25 protein-coding genes are annotated in these 26,262 nt (G+C 71.2%); 14 read left to right on the forward strand and 11 right to left on the reverse strand.

Features of this window, described 5'->3' with window-relative positions; translation table 11 throughout:
• The 3 genes from BUR99_RS11925 to BUR99_RS11935 all read left to right on the forward strand — a co-directional run bounded on the left by BUR99_RS11925 (position 1) and on the right by BUR99_RS11935 (position 3,571).
• Positions 1 to 2,055 (forward strand): M13 family metallopeptidase, encoded by a 2,055-nt coding sequence (locus BUR99_RS11925; RefSeq protein ID WP_074260593.1) that lies wholly within the window; start codon positions 1 to 3, stop codon positions 2,053 to 2,055.
• A gap of 86 nt (positions 2,056 to 2,141) precedes the next feature.
• A complete protein-coding gene (locus tag BUR99_RS11930; RefSeq protein ID WP_074260594.1) occupies positions 2,142 to 3,050 on the forward strand; it encodes a serine hydrolase in 909 nt (302 codons plus the stop codon).
• Positions 3,050 to 3,571: a GNAT family N-acetyltransferase gene (locus BUR99_RS11935; RefSeq protein WP_074260595.1), complete on the forward strand. Its 522-nt coding sequence runs from the start codon at positions 3,050 to 3,052 to the stop codon at positions 3,569 to 3,571. Before BUR99_RS11930 ends, BUR99_RS11935 begins: the two co-directional genes overlap by 1 nt.
• On the opposite strand, the gene BUR99_RS11940 is transcribed toward BUR99_RS11935, so the two are convergent.
• Both BUR99_RS11940 and BUR99_RS11945 read right to left on the reverse strand, forming a co-directional pair.
• Positions 3,544 to 4,392: an esterase/lipase family protein gene (locus BUR99_RS11940; RefSeq protein WP_074260596.1), complete on the reverse strand. Its 849-nt coding sequence runs from the start codon at positions 4,390 to 4,392 to the stop codon at positions 3,544 to 3,546. The two genes, BUR99_RS11935 and BUR99_RS11940, sit on opposite strands and share 28 nt — an antisense overlap.
• Positions 4,393 to 4,464: 72 nt before the next feature.
• Positions 4,465 to 4,872, reverse strand: coding sequence for an NUDIX domain-containing protein (locus BUR99_RS11945; RefSeq protein WP_074260597.1), 408 nt, complete (start codon positions 4,870 to 4,872; stop codon positions 4,465 to 4,467).
• Between the two features lie 94 nt (positions 4,873 to 4,966).
• Here BUR99_RS11945 and BUR99_RS11950 point away from each other — a divergent pair, with 94 nt between their 5' ends.
• A complete protein-coding gene (locus BUR99_RS11950; RefSeq protein WP_074260598.1) occupies positions 4,967 to 6,280 on the forward strand; it encodes an alpha-hydroxy-acid oxidizing protein in 1,314 nt (437 codons plus the stop codon).
• Positions 6,281 to 6,284: 4 nt separating this feature from the next.
• Here the strand turns inward: BUR99_RS11950 and BUR99_RS11955 are convergent, their stop codons facing one another.
• Positions 6,285 to 8,861 carry a rhomboid family intramembrane serine protease gene (locus tag BUR99_RS11955; RefSeq protein WP_084183952.1) on the reverse strand — a complete coding sequence of 859 codons (2,577 nt, stop codon included), beginning with the start codon at positions 8,859 to 8,861 and terminating at the stop codon, positions 6,285 to 6,287.
• Complete coding sequence (locus tag BUR99_RS11960) at positions 8,858 to 10,192, reverse strand: alpha/beta hydrolase (protein ID WP_159440991.1); 1,335 nt, start codon at positions 10,190 to 10,192, stop codon at positions 8,858 to 8,860. Before BUR99_RS11960 ends, BUR99_RS11955 begins: the two co-directional genes overlap by 4 nt.
• A 127-nt stretch (positions 10,193 to 10,319) precedes the next feature.
• On the opposite strand from BUR99_RS11960, the gene BUR99_RS11965 reads away from it, so the two are divergent.
• On the forward strand, positions 10,320 to 11,705 hold the full coding sequence (locus BUR99_RS11965) for a glycine--tRNA ligase (RefSeq protein WP_074260600.1): 1,386 nt from the start codon (positions 10,320 to 10,322) through the stop codon (positions 11,703 to 11,705).
• A 392-nt stretch (positions 11,706 to 12,097) separates the two neighbouring features.
• Here BUR99_RS11965 and BUR99_RS19655 read toward each other — a convergent pair whose 3' ends face one another.
• The 7 genes from BUR99_RS19655 to BUR99_RS12010 form a co-directional block, all read right to left on the reverse strand.
• The gene (locus tag BUR99_RS19655; RefSeq protein ID WP_084183953.1) at positions 12,098 to 13,816 is read right to left on the reverse strand and encodes an HNH endonuclease signature motif containing protein; all 1,719 of its coding nucleotides are present in this window, start codon (positions 13,814 to 13,816) and stop codon (positions 12,098 to 12,100) included.
• 122 nt (positions 13,817 to 13,938) lie between these two features.
• Positions 13,939 to 14,652: a GNAT family N-acetyltransferase gene (locus BUR99_RS11985; RefSeq protein WP_143231617.1), complete on the reverse strand. Its 714-nt coding sequence runs from the start codon at positions 14,650 to 14,652 to the stop codon at positions 13,939 to 13,941.
• Positions 14,630 to 16,051, reverse strand: coding sequence for a glutamyl-tRNA reductase (locus tag BUR99_RS11990; RefSeq protein ID WP_074260601.1), 1,422 nt, complete (start codon positions 16,049 to 16,051; stop codon positions 14,630 to 14,632). Before BUR99_RS11990 ends, BUR99_RS11985 begins: the two co-directional genes overlap by 23 nt.
• Before the next feature lie 57 nt (positions 16,052 to 16,108).
• Positions 16,109 to 16,831 carry a hypothetical protein gene (locus BUR99_RS11995; RefSeq protein WP_074260602.1) on the reverse strand — a complete coding sequence of 241 codons (723 nt, stop codon included), beginning with the start codon at positions 16,829 to 16,831 and terminating at the stop codon, positions 16,109 to 16,111.
• A gap of 262 nt (positions 16,832 to 17,093) precedes the next feature.
• Entirely contained in the window at positions 17,094 to 17,429 is a 336-nt protein-coding gene (locus tag BUR99_RS12000) for an ArsR/SmtB family transcription factor (protein ID WP_074260603.1), read from the reverse strand.
• The gene (locus BUR99_RS12005; RefSeq protein ID WP_074260604.1) at positions 17,426 to 17,917 is read right to left on the reverse strand and encodes an SRPBCC family protein; all 492 of its coding nucleotides are present in this window, start codon (positions 17,915 to 17,917) and stop codon (positions 17,426 to 17,428) included. Before BUR99_RS12005 ends, BUR99_RS12000 begins: the two co-directional genes overlap by 4 nt.
• 110 nt (positions 17,918 to 18,027) lie before the next feature.
• Positions 18,028 to 18,519 carry a MarR family winged helix-turn-helix transcriptional regulator gene (locus tag BUR99_RS12010; protein ID WP_074260605.1) on the reverse strand — a complete coding sequence of 164 codons (492 nt, stop codon included), beginning with the start codon at positions 18,517 to 18,519 and terminating at the stop codon, positions 18,028 to 18,030.
• A gap of 52 nt (positions 18,520 to 18,571) precedes the next feature.
• On the opposite strand from BUR99_RS12010, the gene BUR99_RS12015 reads away from it, so the two are divergent.
• The 9 genes from BUR99_RS12015 to BUR99_RS12055 all read left to right on the forward strand — a co-directional run bounded on the left by BUR99_RS12015 (position 18,572) and on the right by BUR99_RS12055 (position 26,255).
• Positions 18,572 to 19,357: a hypothetical protein gene (locus BUR99_RS12015; protein ID WP_200802720.1), complete on the forward strand. Its 786-nt coding sequence runs from the start codon at positions 18,572 to 18,574 to the stop codon at positions 19,355 to 19,357.
• Positions 19,354 to 20,178 carry an SGNH/GDSL hydrolase family protein gene (locus tag BUR99_RS12020; RefSeq protein WP_074260607.1) on the forward strand — a complete coding sequence of 275 codons (825 nt, stop codon included), beginning with the start codon at positions 19,354 to 19,356 and terminating at the stop codon, positions 20,176 to 20,178. The genes BUR99_RS12015 and BUR99_RS12020 overlap by 4 nt, the downstream gene beginning before the upstream one ends.
• A 128-nt stretch (positions 20,179 to 20,306) precedes the next feature.
• Complete coding sequence (hemE, locus tag BUR99_RS12025; RefSeq protein ID WP_074260608.1) at positions 20,307 to 21,479, forward strand: uroporphyrinogen decarboxylase; 1,173 nt, start codon at positions 20,307 to 20,309, stop codon at positions 21,477 to 21,479.
• Positions 21,476 to 23,017 (forward strand): protoporphyrinogen oxidase, encoded by a 1,542-nt coding sequence (gene hemG / locus BUR99_RS12030; protein WP_074260609.1) that lies wholly within the window; start codon positions 21,476 to 21,478, stop codon positions 23,015 to 23,017. Before hemE ends, hemG begins: the two co-directional genes overlap by 4 nt.
• Before the next feature lie 100 nt (positions 23,018 to 23,117).
• On the forward strand, positions 23,118 to 23,591 hold the full coding sequence (locus BUR99_RS12035) for a hypothetical protein (protein ID WP_074261009.1): 474 nt from the start codon (positions 23,118 to 23,120) through the stop codon (positions 23,589 to 23,591).
• 19 nt (positions 23,592 to 23,610) lie between these two features.
• Positions 23,611 to 24,021 (forward strand): phage holin family protein, encoded by a 411-nt coding sequence (locus BUR99_RS12040; RefSeq protein ID WP_074260610.1) that lies wholly within the window; start codon positions 23,611 to 23,613, stop codon positions 24,019 to 24,021.
• On the forward strand, positions 24,005 to 24,316 hold the full coding sequence (locus BUR99_RS12045; RefSeq protein ID WP_143231618.1) for a DUF3618 domain-containing protein: 312 nt from the start codon (positions 24,005 to 24,007) through the stop codon (positions 24,314 to 24,316). Before BUR99_RS12040 ends, BUR99_RS12045 begins: the two co-directional genes overlap by 17 nt.
• A gap of 45 nt (positions 24,317 to 24,361) precedes the next feature.
• A complete protein-coding gene (locus BUR99_RS12050) occupies positions 24,362 to 25,096 on the forward strand; it encodes a GntR family transcriptional regulator (protein WP_234980838.1) in 735 nt (244 codons plus the stop codon).
• A gap of 37 nt (positions 25,097 to 25,133) precedes the next feature.
• Complete coding sequence (locus tag BUR99_RS12055; RefSeq protein ID WP_084183955.1) at positions 25,134 to 26,255, forward strand: class I SAM-dependent methyltransferase; 1,122 nt, start codon at positions 25,134 to 25,136, stop codon at positions 26,253 to 26,255.
• The last annotated feature ends 7 nt before the right edge of the window (positions 26,256 to 26,262 follow it).

Raw genomic sequence — 26,262 nt, forward strand, 5'->3', positions numbered from 1 at the left:
ATGACCGATGTCGCGCTGCCCTCCGGAATCAAGCAGGACGAACTCGACGCGGGCATCCGCCCGCAAGACGACCTCTTCCGACACGTCAACGGCAAGTGGATCGAACGCACCGACATCCCGGCCGACAAGGCCAGGTACGGCTCGTTCCTCGTGCTGCACGAAGAGGCCGAGCAGGCCGTGCGCGAGATCATCGAGGAGTCGCAGGCGGCCGAGCCCGGCACCGAGGCCCGCAAGGTCGGCGACCTGTACGCGAGCTTCATGAACGAGGAGCGGGCGAACCTGCTCGGCGCCACCCCCATCGCGGGCCAGCTCGTCGAGGTCGACCTGATCGACTCGGTCGACGCCTTCCTCGAGACCCTCGGCCGGCTCGAGCGCCAGGGCGTGCCCGGCTTCCTGCAGCTCTACGTCGACAACGACCCGGGCGACCCCGAGCGCTACCTCGTCTTCGTCGAGCAGGGCGGCATCGGCCTGCCCGACGAGAGCTACTTCCGCGAAGAGCGCTTCGAGTCGGTGCGCGGCGCGTACCGCGCACACCTCGAGCGGATGCTGCGGCTCGCGCAGCTCGAAGCCCCCGAGGAGCGCGCGGCCCGGGTGTTCGAGCTCGAGACCGCGATTGCGGCGGCGCACTGGAGCAACGTCGAGACCCGCGACAGCGAGAAGACGTACAACCTGTTCGCGTGGGATGACGCGGCGGCCGAGGCCGCCGTCGACCTGAACATCTGGCGCGACGCCATGGGCGTGCCGGCCGGTGCGTTCGACGAGGTCGTGCTGCGCGAGCCCTCGTTCGTGCAGGGGCTCGGCGCGCTGCTCACCGACGACCGCCTGCAGGCGTGGAAGGACTGGCTCGCCTGGCAGGTCGTGCGCGGCAGCGCCGCCTACCTCTCGAACGACTTCGTCGAGGCGAACTTCGACTTCTACGGCCGCACGCTCACGGGCACCCCGCAGATGCGCGAGCGCTGGAAGCGCGGCGTCTCGCTCGTCGAGGGCGCCATGGGCGAGGCCGTGGGCCGCATCTACGTCGAGCGGCACTTCCCGCCCGCCGCGAAGGAGGCGATGGACGACCTCGTCGCGAACCTCGTCGAGGCCTACCGGCAGTCGATCGGCGCGCTGGAGTGGATGGGCGAGGAGACCCGGGCGAAGGCGCTCGACAAGCTCGCGAAGTTCACGCCGAAGATCGGCTTCCCGGTGAAGTGGCGCGACTACTCGGCGCTCGAGATCTCCGACGACCTCGTCGGCAACGTGCGCGCCACCGCCGAGTTCGAGTTCAACCGCGAGCTCGGCAAGATCGGCAAGCCGCTCGACCGCGACGAGTGGTTCATGACGCCGCAGACGATCAACGCGTACTACAACCCCGGGTTCAACGAGATCGTGTTCCCGGCGGCGATCCTGCAGTACCCGTTCTTCGACGCCGAGCGCGATGCCGCCGCCAACTACGGTGCGATCGGCGCCGTCATCGGGCACGAGATCGGGCACGGCTTCGACGACCAGGGCTCGAAGTACGACGGCGACGGCCGCCTCACCGACTGGTGGACCGAGGCCGACCGCGCCGCCTTCGAAGCGCGCACGACGGCGCTCATCGCCCAGTACGACGAGCTCGTGCCGGCCCAGCTCGAGAGCGCCGGGGTCGAGGCCGCCGGGGTCGAGGCCGCGCAGCCGGAGGCGGCGGGCGGCGGCGAAGAGAACGTGAGCGAAGCGGATGCCGCGGCGCCGCATGTCAACGGCGCCCTCACGATCGGCGAGAACATCGGCGACCTCGGCGGGCTCGCGATCGCGTGGAAGGCCTACGTGCTCTCGCTCGGCGGCGACGTCGCATCGGCGCCCGTGATCGACGGGCTCACCGCAGCGCAGCGCTTCTTCCTCTCCTGGGCGCAGGCCTGGCAGATGAAGGGACGCGATGAGGAGGTCGTGCGCCTGCTCGCGATCGATCCGCACTCGCCGAACGAGTTCCGCTGCAACCAGATCGTCAGGAACATCGACGAGTTCTACGCTAGCTTCGAAGTGACTCCCGACGACGCCCTCTGGCTCGAGCCAGCCGAGCGTGTGACGATCTGGTAGTCGCAGAGCTGCAAGTACAACCGAGAAATCTCGAGCGCGCCGCTGACGCGGTGGGGGAGCGCCGACCGTCAGGGAGTGGAATCACCGTGGTGACGTCGTCGCAGGGTTCGGAGCGGCGCGCACGGCATAGCGACCTCCGTCGCGGCAAGCACCGCACCGAGGAGCCGGGCGAGAACTTCGCTCGCGGGTTCGACGCCCTCGGCGAACTGGCGCTCGCCGGGGTGCAGGTCTCGGCGCGCGCGACCGACCTCGCGACCGGCAAGGTGCTCTTCTCCGTCGACGACCACGTGGTCATGCCGACGGCGTCGATCGGCAAGGTGCTGCTGCTCGTCGAGGTCGCCTCGAGGCTCGCCGGCGACAGCAGCGAGTCGTTCACCGTGCTCGACCGTGCACCGCGCGACTCCGTCGGCGACTCGGGCATCTGGCAGCACATGCAGTCGCCGTCGTTGCCCCTCGCCGATCTCGCGGCGCTCATCGGGGCGACGAGCGACAACCTCGCGACGAACGTGCTCATCCGCTACGTCGGCCTCGAGGCGGTACGCGCCCGCACCGAGACGCTCGGCCTGACCCGCACGGCGCTGCTCGACCTCGTGCGCGACCACCGCGGTCCCGACGACGCCCCGCAGCTCTCGATCGGTTCGGCGAAGGAACTGACCTGGCTGTTCGCCTCGCTCGCCCGCGGCGAGATCGTCTCGCCCGAGGTGTCGCAGCGCGTCGTCGGGTGGCTCTCGCTGAACGCCGACCTCTCGATGGTCGCGAGCGCGTTCGGGCTCGACCCGCTCGCGCACCGCACGCCCGACCACAACGTCCTGCTCATGAACAAGACCGGCACCGATGGCGGCGTCCGCAGCGAGGTGGGTGTGCTCCGGGGGCCGCGCGCGAGCGTCTCGTACGCGGTGTCGATGTACTACGCCGACACGATGATCTCCTCGCGTCTCGCGGTGCTCGACGGCATGCGCCAGGTCGGCCTCGACCTGCTCGAGTACGTGCACTGATGTCGATCCGGGCGTTCAGGTCGGCCGATCGCGACGCGGTCGAACGGCTGTTGACGATCGCATTCGCCACGCCGACCACGACCGCCGACGCACCGCCGATCGAGGTCGGGCTGAACACAGCGCTGCTCGACTCCGACGCCCTGATCCCGCAGCTCGCGCTCATCGCCGAGATCGACGGCGAGGTCGTCGGCTACTGCATCAGCACCCGCGCGAGCATCGGCGATGCCGAAGCCCTCGGCCTCGGTCCGATCGGCGTGCTGCCGGGCCATCAGGGCCGCGGCATCGGTGCTGCGCTCATCGCGGAGACGGTTCGCGTCGCCGAATCGCACGACGAGGGTGTCATCGTGCTGCTCGGGGACCCCGCCTACTACGGGCGGTTCGGATTCGTCGCCGGCGCCGAGCTCGGGATCCTCGCACCCGATCCCGCGTGGGGCGAGTACTTCCAGGCGCTCCGCCTCGCGGCGGCGACCGACGAGCATCGCGGCGGGTTCCGCTACGCTCGCCCCTTCGACGACGTCTGAGCGATCGTCGCTTCGGCTTCGGCTTCGGCTTCGGCTTCGGCTTCGGCCTCGGCCTCGGATTCCGCTGCCGCGGCGACGACCTCTGCGGCTGCCTCGGCGACCGCCTCCGGCGGCGCGGAGAGCGACTCCACCCCGGCGATCACCGCGGACGCCGTCTCGGGCGCCGAGAGGATGCGGAAGTGGCCCGCGACCGGCAGCAGCCGGTTCGTGGCGCCGGCGAGCGAGCTGCCCTCGGGCAGGTGCGGGTCGAAGACCCCGAAGATCGAGACGATGCGCGAGTTGACGGATGCCACGCTCGAGAGCTCGACGATCGTGGCGCTGTCAGGGTCGAACTCGCGCATGCTCGGGTCGAGCAGGTAGCGGGCGAGCCTCGCGCCGCGGAAGGGAGTGGCGATCGCCACGAGCCCGCGCAGGTCGAGTCGATGGTCGACGTCGCGGACCAGCAGACGCTTGCCGATGAGCCCGCCCTTGGAGTGCGCGACGACGACGCGGCCCTCGGGCGGGGTCGGAATCCGCGCGAGCGCGCGCCAGACGCGCTCGGCGGTCTCGGGGATCGCGAGCAGGTTCGCGCCGAGCCCGTGGGCGACCTGCACCCGGTAGCCGTGGGTGTTCAGCGCGTCGCCGAGCGGCGCCATGAACGACCAGTGCTCGTAGACGCCGGGCAGCAGCAGGATCGTCGGCTTGCCGGCATCGCCGATCGCCCAGCGCTTCGGCGTCTTCGGCACGGTGAGCACGCGCAGCTGCTGCTTCGCGGCATCGAGGTAGTCGAGCGCCCACCAGCCGGCGGCCGCGAAGGGTGAGAGCCGTGCGGGTGTCACCATGCTCCGCAGTCTACGAGGGCGGGGTCGCAGCGGTGCGTCCGGATCGGTCGCGGCCCGGGTTCCGGCTCGGGCTCAGTCGATGAGCCCGGCCGCCGCGAGCCGCTCGAGCACTTCGGCGCCGGCGGGCGGGCAGCGATCGACGTCGGCGGTCGTCACCCAGTGCAGGCTGCCGACCTCGGCCGAGGCGAAGGGCGCGGCATCCGTCTCTGCGCGGAAGACCCGCATGCGTACGAGGCGTCCGTCGGGTTCGCCGTGCGCCTGCACGACGACCTCGAAGAGCTCCACGAGCCCGGCGGGGTCGAGCACGAGGGCGACCTCTTCGAGGGCTTCCCGGGCCGCGGCCTCGGCAGCCGTCTCGCCCTGGTCGATCTTGCCGCCCGGCATGTAGTACACGTCGCGGTCGCGTGCCGTGACCATGAGCACGCGGCGATCGCGGACGAGGGCGATGGCGGCGACGCGGAGATCGGGGAGTTGAGGCATCCGTTCCACCCTACGTCGTCGTGCCGGGCCGCCCCTGTCGCGAGGCGACCTGCCACGGCTACGCTGGCTCGCACCAGCGCGAAGGAGCGAGCCGATGGCCGACGACCCGAAGACCAGCCCACGAGGGTTCGCGAGGGACGTGCAGTCCGAGGTCTACCGGGCCGGGCTCTCGGGCATCCGCCCCGCGGTGCCGGTCGACTCCGGCTCCCTCGAGCGGGCCGCGCGCAAGGCCGTCTCGGCCGAGGCGTTCGCCTATCTGGCCGGCGGCGCGGGCGCGGAGGCGACCATGACCGCGAACCGTGCCGCGTTCGCGCGGTGGCAGATCTGGCCCCGAGTGCTCCGCGACGTCTCGGAGCGCGACCTCTCGATCGAGTTGCTCGGCCGGAAGCGGTCGACGCCGTTCGTGCTGTCGCCGATCGGCGTCGCCGAGATGGCGCACGCCGAAGCGGATGTCGCGGTCGGCCGTGCCGCCGCGGCGCTCGACGTGCCCTACCTCCTGTCGAACCAGGCCTCGCGCCCGATGGAGGAGGTCGCCGCGGCGATGGGCGCCCGTTCGCGGTGGTTCCAGCTCTACTGGAGCGCCTCCGACGAGCTCAACGCCTCGTTCGTGCGTCGTGCCGAGGCCTCCGGCTGCGAGGCGATCGTCGTGACCCTCGACACGCACCTGCTCGGCTGGCGCACGCGCGATCTCGACGCCGCCTACCTGCCGTTCACGCGCGGGCAGGGCATCGCCCAGTACACGAGCGATCCCGTGTTCGCCGAGCTCGTGCGCCAGCGGGTCGCCGCAGGAGCGGGCGGCGGAGCGCGCCCGAAGGTCACGCCGACGCTCCTCGCCTCGGCGTTCTCGATCGCCCGCGCCGGCGCCCGCACCCCGCTCGTCGACGGCGGCGTGCGGGCGGCCCTGCGCTCGCCGCTGCCGCGCGCGGCGATCGAGACCTTCCTCGACGTGTTCTCGAATCCGGCCCTCACCTGGGCCGACCTCGCGAAGCTGCGCGAGTGGACGAAGCTGCCGGTGCTCCTGAAGGGCGTGCTGCATCCGGATGACGCGGCGCAGGCGCTCGACCACGGCGTCGACGGCATCGTGGTCTCGAACCACGGCGGTCGCCAGGTCGACGACTCGGTGGCGAGCCTCGACGCGCTGCCCGGCGTCGTCGAGCGGGTCGGCGGGCGGGTGCCCGTCATCCTCGACAGCGGTGTCCGCGGCGGTGCCGACGCGTTCATCGCCCTCGCGCTCGGCGCCACGGCCGTCGGCATCGGGCGTCCCTACGTCTACGGGCTCGCGGTCGCCGGGGCGCCAGGGGTGCGCGAGGTGGTGCGCAACCACATCGCCGAGTTCGACCTCACGCTCGGGCTCGCGGGGCACCGCTCGGTCGTCGAGGTCGGGCCGGGTTCGCTGCGCGCGGCGTGAGCCGCTACTTCGTGAGCGTCTTCACGAGCGCGACGGCCTCGGCCGGCGACACGTCGGGCAGGTAGGCCTTGCCGATCGCGAGGCCGATCACCGGCAGGGCGAGCGGGTCGGGGTAGGCCATCGAGATGGTCTCGTACTCGGGGTTGAACTTCGCCTTGAACCTGAACAACGACGAGAAGCCGTAGGCCGGTTCGAGGGTCGTGGCGAGGAAGTCGAGGAGCCGCGTCATGACCGTCGGCTCGGGCGGCGTCTCACCCGGGGCGAGCGGCTTGGTCGCGAGCGGGGCGCCCGAGAGGCTCAGCACCTCGGCACCCTCCTCCTTCATGTGCAGCGCCGCCGAGGCGATGAGGAACTCCATGACGCCGTTCATGCTGCCGTCGGCGCGGCGCATGAAGTCGATGGTCCAGCCGATCACGGCGCCGTCGCGGTACACGGGCAGCCAGCTCGTGACGGCCTGCAGTCGCCCCTCGGGCCCGACCGCGAGCATGAGCCGCACCTCGGGATCCTTCAGCTCCTCCATGCCGCCGAGCGTGAAGCCCATCTCGGGCAGCTCCTTCTCGGCGATCCACTCCTCGGAGATCGCGTTGATCTGTGCGACCGTCGCGAGCGGCAGTTCGTCCCAGCTGGTCCAGACGGTGGTCATGCCCTCCTTGATGCCGCGGTTCAGCGCCTGTCGCACCTTCTGCCAGGGTTTGCCGGCGAGGTCCAGCCCCTTCGTGCGCACGAGCGTCTCCTCGCCGACCGACAGGTGCTCCCACTCGAGTTCGTCGAACACCGGCAGGTACTGCGAGTGCACGCTGTAGAAGACGGGCACCCAGCTGTTCGCGTCGCAGAACGCGGCGAACTCGCGGATGACGCGGCCACCGTCGCCCGCCGCGCAGATCGGGTCGGACATCGTGATGGCGACGCCGTTGATCACCCGGTAGGCGACAGCGGAGTCGCCGTCGTCGCTGAACCACGCCGTGTTGCCCGGCCAAGTCGCCATGAACCCGAGCGTGCCGCCGCCGTTGCGGTGCAGCAGTTCGCGGAGCCGGGCGTCGTCGGCGGTCTTCGCGGCGGTGCCGGTGCGCGACATCAATCGGATCGCCGCGGCGATGAACACCGCCCAGAACACCGGGCCGACGGCCTGGGCGAGGAAGCTCGCGAGGTCGTGGCCGGGCAGCACGATCGGGTCGACGACGGCGAGGAAGTGGGGCGGTACGAATCGCTTGAGCGTGTCGAGCAGCACGTCCCACCCAGTCGCAGCCGGCCAGTACTCGCGGAGCGTTGCGAGGCCCGCCACCAGGTGGATCCCGGCGAGGATGGCGAACGCGCCGCCCACGATCCCCGCGAACCGAGCGAACGCGCCGCGCGGCGCCCGGATCTGGAAGTGCCGTCTCGTGACGATGAGCATGACGATGATCCCGATCGGCAGCGCGACCACGGCGAGGACCCAGACGAGCAGCTCGCCGAGGTCGAACACCGTCCACGTGCCGTCGTCGACGTCCGCGGTCGTCACGGTGACATCGAGCGCCGTGCGGGCGAAGAGCAGGATGGCGGCGTTCACGCCGATCGCGAGCCAGCGGGCGAAGCGGCGCCCGTGCCGGAGTCCCCATGCAGCGAGGAGCAGGAGCAGGACCGGCACGAACGAGAGCAGGAACATGCCGAGACCCTGGGCGCTGAGCAGGGCGAGCTGCGTCGTGCACGCCTCGGTGGCGATGGCCGCTGCCGTGGCGGCTTCGCCGCCGCACTTCGCCATCACGTCCGCGAGTTCGAGGGGCTCGTCGGCGTAGAGGTACGAGCCGAAGGCGAACGGCGTCAGCTCGGAGCGGTTCACGAGGGCGACGATCGGGCCGACGGCGGTCACCGCGACGACGGCGGCGACGAGCGTGCGGGTCTCACCGTGCGAGCTGCGCTTGACCGAGAGGGTCGACGCGTCACGAGTGAGCACGGCGCCGAGCAGGTAGCCGGCGATCGCCGCGACCAGACGGTACGCATTCGACGAGTCGCCGTCGTAGAGCACGAACACGAGGATGAAGGCGACCGTGACGACACGGATGCGTCGTCGCCAGAGCCTGCCCATGAACGCCGTCGACGTGATGAGCGCGCCCACGATGCCGGCGAGCGGGTCGAGCGTCAGGTCGGCGGCGGTGCCGGTCGCCCACCACTCGCCGGCGAGCGAGCCGACCCATTGCAGCCAGGTGCCGATCGCGACGCCGAGCACGCCCGTGACGAGGAACGCGACGATCGTGCGCCAGGTGCCCATGCGCCGCTCGGCGATGCCGAGCAGCACCAGGGCGGCGAGCACGCCGAAGACGAGCTGGAAGGGGTCGTATGGAATCACGAGTGCAGTCGCGACGGTCCACCACTGCCCGCCGTCGACCGTCGTGATCACCCCGGCCGCCCACGTCGTCGCCGTCGACTCCGACGCGACGCCGAAGAACGTGCCCGTCGTGAGCGCCGTCACGATCAGCAGTACCGCGAGGGCGATGCTGAAGGGCACGCGGCGGATGAATCCGCCGAGCGCTTCCGTCGTGGAGCGGAGCCGGCCGCTCGGCTCGGTGTCGCCCGTGCCCTCGGCGGCTCCCGGTGCCTCGGTCATGGCGCCGAGAGCCCGAGCCTGGGGGAGAGCACGTCGAAGCCCTTCTCGAGTCCTCCTGTCAGCGCCACGACGTCGTGGTCCGCGCCGGGAACGAGGAAGAGCGTCGTCTGCATTCCGGCGGCGGTCGCGGCATCCGCCAGACGTTCAGTGCCGCGCACGAACGAGAGGTCGTTCTCGCCGACCGTGAAGATCGAGACCGAGTCGGGGTACGGCGCCTTCGCCGCCATGATGTTCGCCGGCTTCACGAGGTCGTAGGCGAACTGGTCGCCGTTGAAGATCTCGGCGAGCACGTCGTCGTGGTTCTCGACGCCCGCGTACTCGACCGGGGAGACGGCGAGCAGGTTGCCGAACACCTCGGGGTACTTCGCGCCGAAGTACGCCGCGCACCCGCCGCCGTTCGAGTACCCGGCGACGGTCGTGAACTGCGGGCCCTGCAGCACGCCGAGGCGCTGCCTCGCCCACGGCACCACGTCCTGCATGACGTAGGTCTCGACCTTGCCGAGCTCGCTGTCGAGGCAGAGGGGGTCGGCGGCCGGGTCGCCCAACTGGTCGATCACGAGGGCGATCGGCGCGAGCCCGTCGTGCGCTGCCGCGAACTCGTCGAGCACCCCGCCGATGAAGCTCGCCTCGGGGTCGCCGGGCTGGCCCATCATCATGACGACGAGGGGGAGGCGCGGGGCATCCGTCACGAGCGCAGCCGGCGGCAGGTAGATCTGCGCGGGGCGTGCCTCGAACCCCGACACCGTGTTCGGCACGCCGCCCTGCACGATGCCGATCTCTCCGGTCGCGGGCATGTCGGGGGGCGGCGTCCACGTCGCGTACAGGGGTTCGGCCGGGTCGGCGATCGTGGCAGGGTCGGGAACGGGCGGGTCGATCGTGTCGGCCGTCGAGATGTGGAACATCGAGCCGAGCGTGGGGTTCAGTCCGTACGCGGCGTTCACGCCGAACGCGGCGGTCGCGGAGAACAGGGGGATCGCGAGGAGGGCGATGAGCTTGCGCCACCATCGCGAGTGCCAGAGGTTCCAGATCGCGACCGTGATGCCGGCGAACGCCGCGGGCACCCAGAGCCACGCCGAATCATCGATCGGGCCGCCGAACGCGTCGAGCACGTTGACGCCGATCCAGAGCACGGCGACGCCGACGAGCGAGCCGACGATGAGCAGCACGATGACCGTCAGCACCCACGCCCACCCCGGGCCGCGGAAGAGCAGGTAGAGCAAGACCAGCGCCGCGAGCGCGTACACCGCGATCACGAACGGCCCGTCGATCACGTTCAGTTCCCAGATGAGATCCCACACCGTCGCCCCCTCGGCCATGGTCGTGATGGGCACAGCGTACCGACCGCGCGCTCGTTCGCAGTCGCACCCGCCCGTAGGATGGTGACACCGTGTCGTTTTCCGGCATTCGCCCGTCTTCGGCATTCGCCTTCGCCCGATCCCCAGGACCATTGGAGCCACCGTGGCCGCACCCAGCCGTCTCGAATCCGTCATCGCCCTCGCCCAGCACCGGGGGTTCGTCTTCCAGGCCGGCGAGATCTACGGCGGATCCCGTTCCGCATGGGACTACGGGCCCCTCGGCGTCGAGCTGAAGGAGAACATCAAGCGGCAGTGGTGGCGGTACATGGTCACCGGTCGCGACGACGTGGTCGGCCTCGACTCGAGCGTCATCCTGCCGAAGCAGGTCTGGATCGCCTCCGGGCACGTCGGCGTCTTCACCGACCCGCTCGTCGAGTGCCTGCACTGCCACAAGCGCTTCCGCGAAGATCACCTGCTCGAGGCCTTCGAGGAGAAGAAGGGCCGCGCCCCCGAGAACGGCATGGCCGACATCGCCTGCCCGAACTGCGGCACCCGCGGTCAGTGGACCCCGCCGCGCGACTTCAACATGATGCTGCAGACCTACCTGGGTCCGGTTCAGGATGAGTCGGGGCTGCACTACCTCCGCCCCGAGACCGCGCAGGGCATCTTCACGAACTTCGCGAACGTGCTGCAGGCCGCTCGCATGAAGCCGCCGTTCGGCATCGGCCAGATCGGCAAGTCGTTCCGCAACGAGATCACGCCCGGAAACTTCATCTTCCGCACACGCGAGTTCGAGCAGATGGAGCTCGAGTTCTTCGTCGAGCCCGGCACCGACGACCAGTGGTTCGAGTACTGGCTCGACTACCGCTGGGACTGGTACGTCGACCTCGGTGTCGACCCCGAGAACCTGCGTCGCTTCGAGCACCCCGCAGAGAAGCTGTCGCACTACTCCAAGCGCACCGTCGACATCGAGTACCGCTTCGGCTTCACCGGTGGCGAGTGGGGCGAGCTCGAGGGCGTCGCGAACCGCACCGACTTCGACCTCACGACCCACTCGGAGCACTCGGGCAAGGAGCTCTCGTACTTCGACCAGTCGAAGAACGAGCGTTGGATCCCGTACGTGATCGAGCCCGCGGCCGGTCTCACCCGCTCGCTTATGGCCTTCCTCGTCGACGCGTACCACGTCGAGGAGGTGCCGAACGCGAAGGGCGGGGTGGACACCCGCACCGTGCTGCGCCTCGACCCGCGTCTCGCGCCGGTCAAGGCGGCCGTGCTTCCGCTCAGCCGCAACGAGAAGCTGTCGCCCCTCGCCCGCGAGGTCGCCGCATCGCTCCGCAAGCACTGGAACGTCGACTTCGACGACGCCGGCGCCATCGGCCGTCGCTACCGTCGACAGGACGAGATCGGCACCCCGTTCTGCATCACGGTCGACTTCGACTCGCTCGATGACAACGCCGTGACGGTGCGTGAGCGCGACACCATGGAGCAGGTGCGCGTGCCGCTCGCCGAGCTCGAGGGGTTCCTGGCCTCGCGCCTCATCGGCGCGTAGCGCGAGCCGGTCGGGTCGGGCGGTTCCAGCTCGCCTCGACCGGTTCTCCGTGAACGTACGTCGGCGATCGACCGGGAACGTACCTCGGCGATCGACCGGGAACGTACCCGGTCGACCGGGAACGCACCTCGGCGGTCGACCGGGGACGCAGCTCAGTTGTCGACCCGAAACGCAACCTAGCGGTCCCGAAGCGCAGCCTAACGGTCGACCTGACACGTCGCCAGCGGTCGACCTGACACGCACCTCAGTGCGATCGAAGCGCCCAGTGCTGTCGAGCGAGACCTGCCATCGCGCCCAGCATGTCCCGCGTCCCCAGCGTCCCAAGCGTCCCGGGCGTCCGGGGCGTCCAGGACGTCGGACGCGCCGCGAGCCTCCGAGGGCAGGGCAGAGCTCTACCCCGTGACGGAGAACACGCGTTCAGGCTCGGCCGATTTCCATGACGCAGACGCAGACGCAGACGCAGGTGCAGACGCAGACGCAGACGCAGGTGCAGACGCAGGTGCAGGTGCAGACGCAGGTGCAGGTGCAGATGCAGATGCAGATGCAGGTGCAGACGCAGACGCAGACGCAGGTGCAGACGCAGATGCAGATCCAGATCCAGATCCAGACGCAGACGCAGACGCAACTGCAGATCCAGACTCCGATCCAGGGGCAGATGCAGTCGCCGATGCAGGCGCGAGCCGTGCAGGATCGACCGGGTTGATGAGGTCGGCCGGCGTCTTCGGCCGCATCAGCCTCGGCGTCTGCTCGGGATCGACGCCGGCTGGTGGGATGAGCCAGTAGTTCGTGCCCGAGCGCCGCACCTCCCACCCCTGGTTGTGGTACCTGAGATGGTCTCTGCGGCAGAGCAGGATGCCGTCGGCGAGATCGGTGCGCCCGCCATCGCGCTGCCAATGGTCGATGTGGTGCGCCTCGGTCCAGGACGGCGGACGCGTGCACTCGGGATCGAGACAGCCGCCGTCGCGAACCGCGAGCGCCGCCTTCTGCCTGTCGGTGAAGAGCCGCTCGTCGCGACCGAGGTCGAGGCAGGCGCCGCCGTCATCGAAGAGGATCGGCAGGTAGCCCTCGCAGAGACCGGTGCGGATGTCGACGAGTGGGATGCGATCGGGGTGCCCTTCGATCGCTCCTGAGCCCTCGCCCGTGCTGAGCGAGCCCGCATTCACCACGAGCCGGACCGACGGCTTCTTGTCGTTGAGCAGGCGAGTGGGATCGACGCTCGCTCCGGCACGGAGCAACTGCACGAACCCTTCGGCCGCGTCGCGTTCTCGCGTGGCACGTGCATCGGCGAAGGCCGCATCGCCGCGAACCGGATCACCGAAGCCGCGGCGCACCGGTGCGGCCGTGCGTCGAGGGTGGGTGAGCTGATCGAACACCGCTTTGACGAGCATGCCGCTCTCGGCGTCGAGCTCGAATTCGCCGCGCACCATGCCGTCGGGCTTCACCCAGACCCGCCAGTACTGCGCTGCGCGTTGCCGCTCTGCACGCGCGGCGACGCCGGTTGCATCGATGCGATCACGAGCCTGGCGGGCGAGGCGACGTGCGGCATCGGCGTGCAGGTCGCGGCACTCGACGATGACCGCGTCGAGCACGACGGAGAGCGTCGCCGCATCGGCGTCGCCGCCCGGTTCGCCGATGCCCGACCGGATCGCGTCAGCGACCGCCACGCTCAGCACGCCCGTGGTGACGGCTCCGCTCAATGCGGAGAACCACGGCTCGACCGGTTCGGGCACGAGCGCCGCGAGTTCTGGGTCATCGCGCCTGGCGAGCCCGAGCTCGGCCGCTGCCTCGGTTTCTGCGACCATTCGCCCCACGCCGACCAGCGCGGTCGTCTCGCGCTTCGACGCGTGGGTGATCGATTGCAGCAGCTCGCCCGCGTTCGCATGGCCGGTGCGCTGAGCGAGCCCTTGGAGTCCGAAGGCGACCTTCGACCGCCGTACGACCTCGGCGGCCGCGAGCGCCTGCGCCCGCTCGACCTCGTGCCTGAGCGCCGTGATGGCTTCGACGGCATCGACGAGCGCACGGTCGTCGAGCGAGCTGAAGGTGCTCGACGAGGGTGCGCACGAGGACATCAGGGCGGTCAGTCCGCTGAAGTCGGGGAGCGCTTCGGCCATGTTCCATTGTCTCGCCGCCAGCCGACATTCGAACGTATGTTCCACAGATTGTGGATAAGCCTGTGGAAAACATGGTGAGGGAACGAGGGAGCGAAACCGAGAGACCTCGAACCCGAGCGTCTCTATCCCCGCGCCGCCGCCCACTCGCGTCGCAGCACGCCGTACAGCGCCGTGTCCTGCCACTCGCCGTCGTTGTACTGCTCTTCGAGGATCGTCGCCTCGCGCCGCATGCCGAGCCGTTCGCAGAGACCGGCGGATGCCTCGTTGCGTGCGTCGAGGAACGCCTGGATGCGGTGCGGATGGAGCGTCTCGAACGCGAAGTCCCTGATCGCGACGGCCGCCTCGCGGGCGTATCCCTTGCCCTGGAAATCGGGGTGCACGACCCATCCGAGCTCGAGCTGCGCGTGCTTGGCGCTCGAGACGCGCACCATCATGTCGCCGATCACCCGGTCGCGCGCGACCCCGGCCGACGGGTCGGCCCCCGAGTCGTCGACCGACGGCGTGCCAGGCAGTGTCATCGCGAGCACGAAGAAGTCGCCGTCATCGGCGAGCACGCGGGCTGCGGCGCGCTTGGCCGTGTGCTCGTACGCCTCGGCGCGGTCCCGCAACGGCCAGGGCAGGTACTTGAGCACGTCGGGGATGCGCTGGTACTCGAACACGTCGGGGGCGTCGGATGCCTCGAGCGGCCGCAGCACGAGACGCTCCGTCGTCAGCGGCGTCTCGGTCAGCGCGGTCGCATCGAATGGGAACCGGAGGGCCGGCGGGCCGTCGGCGGCTGCCGCGGCGGCGCGGTCGATCGTGGTGGTCGCGGGGTCAGGCGTGGCGTTCTCGTGCATCGTCACGAAGCGTATCGCGGGCCCCTGACGCGCGGGCCGCGGAATCTGCTTCGGGCGCGACACCGAAGATGGCGGCGATGCCGTCGATCCAGGCCTGCTGCTCGCCGGCCCGCGCGAGTTCGCGCGACCGCACCATGGGGGTGTGCAGCAGCACGCCGGCCATGTGACGCAGGGCCTCCTCGGTGCGCCCGTCGGCGTCGCCGCGTGCGCGGGCGCGCTCGATCTCGCCGTCGAGCAGGTCGAAGACGTGGCGCCGCAGTGCGACGACGGCGGGCGCGATGTCATGTTCTTCACGGGCCTCGCCGAAGGCCCGGGCGGCTCCGCCGACGATCGCGCGCGCGGCATCCGTGGCACCGAACTCCTCGAGCGGGGCGTGGATGCGGATCGTCTCGAGGTCGAGCAGTTCGACGCCGGGCACCTCGACGACGTCGGGCGCCACGTTGCGGGGGAGCCCGAGGTCGATCACGAGCTGGCGCTCGACGGGCGTCTCGGCGGGGTCGGCGACGAGGCCGAGCGGCCGGGCGGCAGTACCGGCAGTACCAGCACCGTCGGAGCGTGCAGCCGCCCAAGCACCCGCAGCGGATGCCTCGAAGCCCGCCCTGCCCGATTCGAGGAGCGAGCGGTCGACGACGTGGTGCTCGGCCGTGGTGCAGGTGACGATGACGTCGGAGGCCGCAGCGGCCGCGGCGACCTCGTGACTCCCGACCGCGTCGATGCCGTGGTTCGCCGCGAACTTCGCCGCGCGGCCCGAGGGGGAGTACACGCGCACATCGGTGACGCCGCGGTCGCGGAGCGCGGCGAGCGAGGCACCGGCGAAGCGGCCGGTGCCGACGAGCAGCACGCGGGTGGCGGCCCAGTCGGTGATGCGGCTCTCGGCGAGCTCGAGGGCGAGGCGCACGACCGAGCGACCCTCGTTGCCGATGCCGGTCTCGTTCTTCACCCGGCGCGAGATCTGCGAGGCGCGCTGGAAGAGCCGTTCGAGGTCGGGCGTCGTGGTGCCCTCGGTGCGGGCGCGCTCGAGCGAGCGGCGCACCTGGCCGGCGATCTCGCCCTCGCCGACGACGACCGACTCGAGGCCCGACGCGACGGCGAAGAGGTGGCCGGCGACGGCGTTGCCGTGCACGAAGCCGAACGTCGAGCGGAGTTCTTCGGGTTCGAGGCCGGCGACCGCGCCGACCGATCGGATCGCCTCGTGCACCGCGGCCACGGGGGAGTCGCCATCTGCGGCGTCGAGGTCGAGGTACGCCTCGAAGCGGTTGCAGGTGGCGACGACGACGGCACCCTGCACGGAGGGGTGGCCTTCGCGGAGGCGGGGTCCGGCGGCGTCTGCGGTCACAGAGAGACGTTCGAGCATGTCGAACCCGGCGTTCTTGTGACTCGCGGTGAGGCAGATGAGCACGATGGGATTCTACTCGCCGTCGAATCAGGGTTCGCCCAGAGCGACTTCGAGGGAAACTCAGTGTCGGGCGAGCGCCGCGTTCTGCGGGATGATCTGGATCGGCGCGGTGAGCGGCGGCAGTTCGAGCCCCTCGGCCGCGAGCGCCTCGCGGTGCTTGGCCTTCCAGCTGCGCACGACGGCGAAGAACGGGGCATCCGAGAGCGCGTAGCGGCCCGGGCGCTCCGCTGCGAGCACGATCGGCAGTTCGACGCTCACGCCACCACGACGCACGCGCAGCACGAGCACCGAGAGCACGGTCTCGCCCGCGATGATCGAATCGCTGCGGATGCCGCGGACCTCGCGCCAGGCGAAGTGCACGGCCCGTCGGGGGCGGCGCCCGCCGTTCCAGAACGCGACGCCGAGTTCGTCGGCCACGATCGAGTAGCGCGCGGCGAGCCTGATCTGCTTGGCGTCCTCCGCCGTCAGCTCGCCCAGTCGCGCGACGAGGTCGCGGCGACGGATGCCGCAGCTCACCTCGCCGCGAACGCTGGCCTCGAGCGCTCGGCGCCGCGACCGGGCCCGGCCCAGCTCGCCGAGGCGCACGAGGAGCCAGATCAGCGCGGCGAGTGCCGCGATCACCGCGACGCCGAAGGTGATGCGCTCGTCGCCCGGGATCGGGGGCAGTCGGAACATGAAGCGATCGAGGAAGCCGGAGCCCGCGATGAGGGCGCCGATGACGATCGCGGCGGCTGCGCCGACCAGGAAGGTGACGCCGGTGCGATGCTTCGCGGCCGGGTTCATCGCGCGGCTCGCACAGGCGGGGTGCAGCGCGACGAGCGCGACGAGCGCGACGAGCGCGACGAGTGGGGCGGGTGCGACTGGCGCGACGGGTATGACGAACGCAGTGGGGGCATGGCTTCTCCGTGGGTGCGGAGGCGCACGGGCTGGGGGACTCGCGCGTCGTCGTGCTCGGGGGCGCACAACGTCTCGACCTTAGCGCCGATCGGAGCGCGAATGTAAGGCTTCCGAACGAATCGGAGACCCGCCCGCCGGTGATCGGCGCCTACCCCTCCGCGGCCGCCTTGATCGTGCGCAGCCGGCGCTCCCAACCCTGGGCGAGCAGGTCGAGGTCGCGGGCGAGGGCGCTCAGGCGCGATCCGATCGCGCGGTACCGCACCTCTCTACCGTGGATCTCGGTCTCGACGAGCCCGGCCTCGCGGAGCACCTCGAGATGTCGGGCGACGGCCTGCCTGCTGATGGGCCGGTCGGCCGCGAGTGTCGTGGCCGAGGCGGGTGCGGTGCCGAGTCGCTGCAGGAGCTCCCACCGCGTGTCGTCGCCCAGGGCGGCGAACGCGGCGGGGAGGCTCTCGACGCCGAGGGTCTCGGTGCTCGTCGTCATCGGTCCGCCGCGAGCTCGTTCGCGAGGTGGTCGCGTGCGAACCCGAGCTCGATGGCCCAGCCCTCGGTGTTGCCGTCGAACATGCGGCGACGCTCTTCGGCGCTGCGGTCGAGGCCTTCGAAGCCGCTCTCGGCGACGCGCAGCACGACGCCGCCGTCGGCGCGATCCTCGACCCAGAACTCGACGAGCGTCGAGACGAGCGGGTCGCGCTCGGGGTCGGGCTCTGCGGCGGCCGGCTCCGCGTTGAACCAGCGGAAGGCGGCGTACCGAGGGGCATCCAGCGCCTCGACCGCGAGCGTGAACGCACCGTGCTTCTCGTCGTGCACGACGACGCGCGAGCCCTGCTCCTCGATGCGGTGCTCGACGATGCGGTCGTCGTTGATCCACCAGCCCGCGGCCGACACGAGTTCCCACACGCGCTCCGCCGAGGCGTCGATGTCGATCTGCTGTTCGATCCGGTCGAGTGATCCGGTGGTCGTGCCGTTCATGCATCCTCCTCGATTGCCGTGCCGTTGACGTGCAATGCAATGGTTGCACCAGTGCTGACAAAGCGCAATCGCTGTGTTGCACTACGGTCGATGCGGCGTGCCGGACGTGCTCAGCGGCGCGACGCGCGATAGCCGGGGTGCACCTCGGGATCGAGGTCGTGGGCGGCCGCGATGCGCGCGAGCAGGCGGCCGAGCGTCTGCCGCTCCTCCTCGTCGAGCTCGGCGACGAGGTCGTTCTCGTGCTCGCGGCCGATACGGCGCATCTGCGTCATCACGTCGCGACCGCGGTCGGCGAGATGCAGTTCGTGCGTGCGGCGATCCGTGGTGCTGCGGGTGCGGGTGACGAGCTCCTTGCGCTCCAGTGCGTCGACGAGGGCGACGACGCGACTCGGCACCACGCCGAGCTTGCCGGCGAGCGCCTGCTGGCTGAGGCCCGGCTCGACCGCGATCATGCGCAGGAGCCCGACGTCGCTCGGCTGCACGTCGAGTTCGGCGAGGCGCTCCGCGAACCGCGCCGAGGCGTAGGCGCCGACTTGCGAGAGCAGGAATCCGACGCGGTCGACGGGCGGCCGGAACGGGGCCTGGTGCGCGTTCGTCTCCATGTCGACGACTCTACCAGTTGCGGATGAATCATTCTGTGCTATGAATGATTACATGAACAGAACGAATGATGCGGCGGTCGGAACCGCCGCGGCCGAGTCCCAGCACTCCGCCTCGTCCGCCGGCTCGCGGCGCGCGCCCGCCGGCCCGCCGTTGCCGCCCCTCGCGATCGTCGTCGTGGCCCTCTCGATGGCCTCGATCGTGCTGCCGACCGTGATCGCGGGCGGCGCGACCTACCCGTCGCCGTTCGGTGACGGCGACGCGATCGTCGCCTACTTCCGCGAACACGAGCTCTCGGTGCTGATCACCGCACTGCTGCAGTTCGCGGCATCCATTCCGCTCGTGATCTTCGCGGCAGCCGCGACGACACGACTCACCCAGCTCGGCGTCCGCGCGCCGGGGGTGTCGATCGGCTTCGCCGGAGGCATCCTCGCCTCGGTGTCGATGGCCATGTCGGCGGGCTTCAGTTGGGCGCTCACGCGACCCGAACTGCTCGAGGAGCCCGGCATCGTGCGACTGCTGCACGACCTGGCGTTCTTCACCGGGGGCCCCGGGTTCGTCGTGCCGCTCGGTCTGCTCATCGCCGGGCTCGCGGTGCCGGGCCTGCTGGCCGGCCTGCTGCCGCGCTGGCACGCGTGGGCGGGCCTCGTGCTCGCCGGCCTCGCCATGGTCGCGACGCTCGTGGTCGCGATCCCCGAGCTCGCCGTGCTGCTGCCGATCGTGCGCTTCCCGTCGTTCGCCTGGATCGTGCTCTGCGCGTTCCTGCTGCCGCTGCGGCGAACGGATGTCGCGCGGCCCGTGCGCACCCGCTCCGGCGCGAGCGCGGAGTCGCGCTCGTGAGCGACGCGATGCTCGACAAGCTCGTGCGCTTCGAGCGGCCCGAGCGCTCCCTTCCGTACGCATGGGCGATGGACGACGCCGCGAGGGCGGCCGTGTTCGGCGCCGACCCGGCGGACTACGCCGCTGCCGTGCACGCCCTCGACGCCCAGCGCGCCGACGCCGTGCGCCGCCTTGCGGCACTGCCGTCGGTTCGGGCGGCCCTCGACCGGGCGCCGTTCTCGAGCGGCCGTCGCATCATGGCGATCGGCGAGAGCACGACCGCCGATCGACTCTCGTGGTTCGAACTGCTCACCGAGCTGTTCGCCACCGAGCGACCGGGCCCGGGCGTGCAGTTCGAGAACGTCGCGATCTCGGGGTCGACGACGACGCAGGCCCTCGCGAACCTGCCCGCGCTCCGGCGCCGGCAGCCCGACGTCGTCTTCTGCATGCTCGGGGCGAACGACGCCCGCCGCTTCCCCGGGTCCGGCGGCGACCGGCTGGTGAGCGCCGAGGAGACCGCCCGCAACCTGCGGCTCCTCCGTCGTGACGCCGTCGGCGCGCCCGGCGCACGGTGGATCTGGGTCGCGCCGACGCCGATCGACGAGCGGCGGGTCGCCGCCCACCCGTACCTCGGCGGTGCCGGCCTCGCCTGGACCGACGCCGACATGCGTGGCACCGCCGCGATCCTGCGCGAGGCGGCCGAGCCGGGCGACCTCGTCATCGACCCGGCGGACGCATCCGGCCCGATGCCGCTCCTCGACGACGGCCTCCACCCGCACCTCGACGCGCAGGCGACGCTCGCGGCGCACGTGCTCGAAGTGCTGGCCGGCCCCGCCCGCTGAGCGGCACCCCGCTCGACACCGGGCTTCCAGCCCGATCGCCGATCTTCACTCAGCCTGATACGCGACGATGTCGGTTGTCGTTGGTGCTGCATTCGATCGCCGATCTTCACTCAGCCTGATACGCGACAATGTCAGGCGTGATTCTCTCCCCGCAGCATCCGCTCTCCGCCGGCCTGACCTCCGACTCGCGCCTCGTCCGTGCGTACCGGGGAGAGCGCTCCGACGCCACGCCCGTGTGGTTCATGCGTCAGGCGGGCCGCTCGCTGCCCGAGTACCGCGACCTCCGCGTCGGCACGCGCATGCTCGACGCGTGCCTCGACCCGGCGATGGCGAGCGAGATCACCCTGCAGCCCGTGCGCCGCCACAAGGTCGATGCCGGCATCTTCTTCAGCGACATCGTGGTGCCGTTGAAGCTCGTGGGCGTCGACGTCGAGATCCAGCCGGGTCGCGGCCCGGTCTTCGGCCGGGCGTACGCGGATGCCGCGGGTGTCGCCGAGCTCACGGCGATCGACCCGGCCCGGCTCGACGAGACATCCGCCCCCATCACCGAAGCGGTCGCGCGCACCGTCGCCGAGCTGAACACGACGGTGCCCGCCGGGTCGGTCTCGACCGGCTCGACCAGCAGCGGGAGCACCCCCCTCATCGGCTTCGCCGGCGCGCCGTTCACCCTCGCGGCCTATCTCACCGAGGGCGGGCCCTCGAAGGACCACCTCGCGGCCCGCACCCTCATGCACGCCGACCCCGGTGCCTGGCGCGCGCTCATGGACTGGACCGCCGAGCTCACCGGCCGCTTCCTGCGCACGCAGGTGCTCGCCGGGGCATCCGCCGCCCAGCTGTTCGACTCGTGGGCCGGCGCCATCTCGCTCGCCGACTACGAGACGCACGTCGCCCCCGCCTCGGCGGCGGCCCTCGCGCACGTGCACGACCTCGCCTACGAGACGACGGATGCCTCGGGCGCCCCGTCCACCCGCAGCGTTCCCGTCGTGCACTTCGGCGTCGGCACCGGCGAGCTGCTCGGCGCGATGCACGGCATCGGCGTCGACACGGTCGGCGTCGACTACCGCATCCCGCTCGACGTCGCCGTGCAGCGGGTCGGCGAGGGCGTGCCGCTGCAGGGCAACCTCGACCCGGCACTGCTGGCCGCCCCGTGGCCCGTGCTCGAGGCCGCCGTGCGCGACGTGCTCCGCCGCGGCGAGGCGGCGCCCGCCCATGTCTTCAACCTCGGACACGGCGTGCCGCCCGAGACCGACCCGACGGTGCTGACGCGCGTCGCCGCGCTCGTGCACGAGGCCTCGGCATGAGCGCGGCTGCGACACCCGCACCGGACCCGGCCGCGGAGCCCGTCGTCGAGCGCGCGACCGCCGATGTCGTCGTGGTCGGCGGCGGCGTGGCCGGCCTCGTCGCGGCACTCGAGTGCGCGAAGGTCGGCCTGCGGGTCACCGTGCTCGAGCGCAGCGATGCACTGGGCGGATGCGTCGGCCGCATCGAACTCGACGGCCTGACGCTCGACAGCGGCGCCGAGTCGTTCGCGACCCGCGGCGGCGGCGTCGCGGCGCTCCTCGGCACCCTCGGCCTCGAGGTCGACATCGAGAACCCGAACCCCGCGGGCGCCTGGCTCGTGATGGGCGGCAAGCAGGGCCTCGACGCGGCCCCGCTGCCGAAGACGGGCATGCTCGGCATCCCGTCGAACCCGCTCGGCGAGGACGTGCGCCGCATCATCGGCTGGAACGGCGCGATCCGCGCCTACGTCGACCGGGTGAAGCCGATCCTCACCATCGGTCGCGCGCGCAGCCTCGGCGAGCTCGTGCGCTCGCGCATGGGCCAGGCCGTGCTCGACCGACTCGTCACGCCGATCTCGGCCGGGGTCTACTCGACGAACCCCGACGACCTCGACCTCGACATCGTCGCCCCCGGACTCAACGAGGCGATGACCCGTACCGGCTCGCTCTCGGGCGGCGTCGGGCAGCTCCTCGAGGAGCGCAAGGCCGGCACCGCCGTGCGCGGCGTCCGCGGCGGCATGCACCGCCTCGTCGACGCCCTCGAGCGCGAGCTCGCCCGGTTCGACGTCACGATCGTGCGCGGCGCCGAGGTCACGGGGCTCGAGCGCGACGCCGCGAATCGCGGCCGCGATGCGGCATCGTCGGACGAGGCATCCGGATGGCTCGTCACCGCGACCACCGAGGCCGGCGTGCTCGTCGTGGCCGCTCCCGACGTCGTGCTCGCGGCCTCCGGCCACGCGGCCCTCGCCCTCGTCGACGACGCCCTCGACGGCTGGACGCAGACGAGCGACGCCGACGGCGGGGAGTGGCCCGCCGCGGCATCCGTCGAGATCGTCACCCTCGTGCTCGACGCGCCCGACCTCGATGCCGTCCCGCGCGGCACCGGCGTGCTCGTCGCCGCCGACGCGCCCGGGGTGACGGCGAAGGCCCTCACCCACTCGACCGCGAAGTGGTCGTGGCTCGCCGAGCAGTCGGGCGGCCGCCACGTCGTGCGCCTCTCGTACGGGCGTGCCGGTGCGGGCAATCCGCTCGAGGGGCGCTCCGACGCCGAGGTCGCCGAGCTCGCGCTCGCCGACGCCGCGCTGCTGCTCGGCGTGCCCCTCGACGAGCGGATGCTCCGCGCCTCCGGCCGCACCGTGTGGCGCGACGCCATCTCGCAGGCGACGATCGGCCAGCACGAGCGCGTGGCCGCGCTCGAGGACGCGCTCGCCGCGGAGCCCGGCATCGAAGCGACGGGATCGTGGGTGGCCGGCACCGGTCTCGCCTCGGTCGTGCCGCACGCGCTCGAGGCCGCGCGTCGCGTCCGGCACCGCCGGGTGCAGCCCGAGGGCAACGCATAGCCGAAACGGAATATTTCGACGCAACCCCCTTGCGCGGCCTGCCTCGGGGTCTACGCTGGAACCGTCGCTGTGGTGGACCACAGGGGGAGATGGGGTGCACATGAAAGGCAAGATCCTCTTCGTCGTGGGGCTCGGAGTCGGCTACGTGCTCGGTACGCGCGCCGGCCGTGAGCGCTACGAGCAGATCCGCAAGGCTGCAGAGGGCGTGTGGAACACGCCGGTCGTGCAGCAGGGCGTCGACACCGTGAAGGGGTTCGCGGCCGAGAAGGTCGGCGACCTCTCCGACACCGTGCTCGACGGCGTCAAGTCGTTCATCGGCAACGCGACCCGTGGCGCGGGCGCCACCAAGAGCGACGTCGGCGACGCCGCGAAGAGCGCGAAGCAGAACGTCTCGAAGACCGCGTCGGCAGCCAAGTCTGCCGTCGACAGTGCGGCCTCCGCGCTCGACGACGTGATCGACGACGCCGCCGAGGCCGCTTCATCCGCTGCCGCCGATGCGAAGAGCGCCGCGAAGCGCGCCCCGACGAAGCGCAGCACGACGGGCAAGGCCAAGCCCGCCGCGTCCGACTCCTGAACTCCGGTGGTGATTTGCGATGACCGCGCCCTCGAATGACGACGACCGCTCACTCTTCACGCTGATCGGCGACCTGCCCGACACGATCTCGTCGCTCGTGCGCGCCGAGATCGACCAGATCAAGGCGGAGGTCTCGTACAAGGTCAAGCACTTCGGCATCGGCTCGGGGCTCGTCGCGGGCGCCGCGGTGGTCGGCGTGTTCCTGCTCTTCACCCTCATCACCACCGCGATCTTCGCGCTCGCGCTCGTGATGCCCGCGTGGGCCGCCGCGCTCACCGTCTCGGGCGTGCTGCTCCTGATCATCGCGGTCCTGCTGTGGATCGCCTACGTCAACTTCAAGCGGGGTTCGGAGCCCCTCGAGTCGGTCGAGAGCCTGAAGGCCGATCTCGACGCCCTGAAGGGAACGGGAGACTATGACCGCCGCTACTGACGCCCCCGGCCCCCGCCCCTCGAAGCGCGACGCCGCCGCACGTGAGCGCAACCTCACGCGCGTGCAGGCGAAGGTCGCCTCGCAGCAGGCCCGTGCCGAGTTCGCCGAGACGCTGAACGCGCTCGAAGACAAGCTCAACGTGCCCAAGCAGGTCGGCATCCGAACCGAGCGCGCCAAGCGGAAGCTCCGCCGGTTCGCCGACGAGCAGCCGGTGGCGGCGGTCGTCGCCGCCGTCGGCGTCGTGGCCGTCGTCGGCATCGGCGTGTGGCTCATCGTGCGGTCGAAGCTCGACTGATCGCACCGACGAGCCGGTACAGAGCCAGAGCGAGCGGATGCCGCGATGCCGACGTCAGCACCTGACCCGGGTCGCCCGGGGGTGAGCGAGGCCGCCGCGGGCGTGCCCATGGCAGCCGGCACCGGCACCACCGTGGACCGGGTCGCGGGTCTCATCCGGGCCGAGATCCTGAGCGGGGTGCTCGCCCCCGACACGCCCCTCCGTGAAGAGGCGGCCGCCGAGCAGTTCGGGGTCTCCCGACACACCGTGCGCGCCGCGTTCCAGCGTCTCGTCGCCGAGCGGCTCGCCGTCGCGGAGGCCTATCGCGGTGTGCGGGTCGCGAGCTTCGATCGCGCCCACGTGATCGCGCTGCAGCAGTTGCGCGCCGCGCTCGAGGTCGAGGCCGTGCGCATCGCGGGCGAGCGTCACGGCGAGGCCTGGCCCGACGAAGTGCTCGCGCCGGCGCGAGCGACGCTCGACGCGCTCGATCGGCTCGCCCACGGCGACGGCGATGGCAACCCCGACGACGCCGGCGAGGGCGTCGACTGGCTCGAGGTCGAGCGCCTGCACGCCGAGTTCCATCATGCGATCGTCGCGGCCTCGGCGAGCCCTCGCATCATCGAGGCCCACGCCGCGCTCGGCAGCGAACTGCTGCTCTTCCTGCTGCACGTGCGCCCGCACTACACGCTCGACACGCTCATCGAGGAGCACCGCGCTCTGCTCGACGAGCTCCCGACCCGCGGCGGCGACGCCGTGCGGGAGCATCTCGAGCACTCCACGAAACTCCTCATCGGCGCCTGACGCGACCGCGCCGGGCCGGAGGGAAGGAGCCGTCGATATGACGGAACCGCAGCACGACGCCACCGCTGGACCCACGTCGGAGACCGGCGCCGACGCGGTGACCGAGTTCGCCGATCGCGTGTTCGCGTCGACGCTCGGCGGTGTCGAGATGTTCAGCATCTACCTCGGCGACCGCCTCGGCTGGTACCGTGCGCTCGCGGTGGGCGAACCGCTCGACCCTGCGGCCCTCGCCGCACGCACCGGTACTCACGAGCGATATGCGCGCGAATGGCTGGAACAGCAGGCGGTGAGCGGCATCCTCACCGTCGACGACGCGGATGCCGCGGCATCCGCCCGCCGGTTCACTCTGCCGCCGGCGCACGCCGAGGTGCTCGCGAATCCCGATTCGCTCGCGTACCTCGCGCCACTCGGACGGTTCTTCGCCGCCACGGGTGCGCAGCTCGCCCCGCTGCTCGATGCGTACCGCACCGGCGGTGGGGTCTCATGGGCGCAACTCGGCGAGGACGCCCGGGACGCCCAAGGCGATATCAACCGGCCGTGGTTCCTGCAGCAGCTCGGGCCCGCGCTCGCGAGCGTCCCGTCGCTGCACGACGTGCTCTCGCGGCCCGGCGCCCGCATCGCCGACATCGGCATGGGGCACGGCTGGTCGTCGATCGCCCTCGCGCAGGCGTACCCGTCTGCGCGGGTCGAGGGCTTCGACGTCGACGCCGAGTCGGTCGTCGCGGCACGCAGGCACGCCGACGAGGCGCACGTGGGCGACCGCGTGCGGTTCCACCACGTCGCGGGCGAGGGGATGCCGCAGGAGGCCGTCTTCGACGCGGCGTTCGTGTTCGAGGCGCTGCACGACATGCCGTTCCCGGTCGAGGTGCTGACCTCGATCAGGCGGGCCGTGAAGCGCGACGGCGAGATCGTGATCATGGACGAGGCGGTGGCCGAGGCGTTCGCACCCGACGGCGACGACGTCGAGCGCGTCATGTACGGGTACAGCATCTTCATGTGCCTGCCCGATGGGCTGTCCACGCCCGGGTCCGTCGGTACGGGAACCGTGATGCGCCAGTCGACCCTCGAGCGATACGCCCTCGAGGCCGGGTTCTCCGGCATCGAGCTGCTCCCGATCGAGGGATTCGCGTTCTTCCGCTTCACGCGGCTGCTCCAATGACCGGGTT

The sequence above is a fragment of the Agromyces cerinus subsp. cerinus genome (assembly GCF_900142065.1).
Lineage (GTDB): Bacteria > Actinomycetota > Actinomycetes > Actinomycetales > Microbacteriaceae > Agromyces > Agromyces cerinus.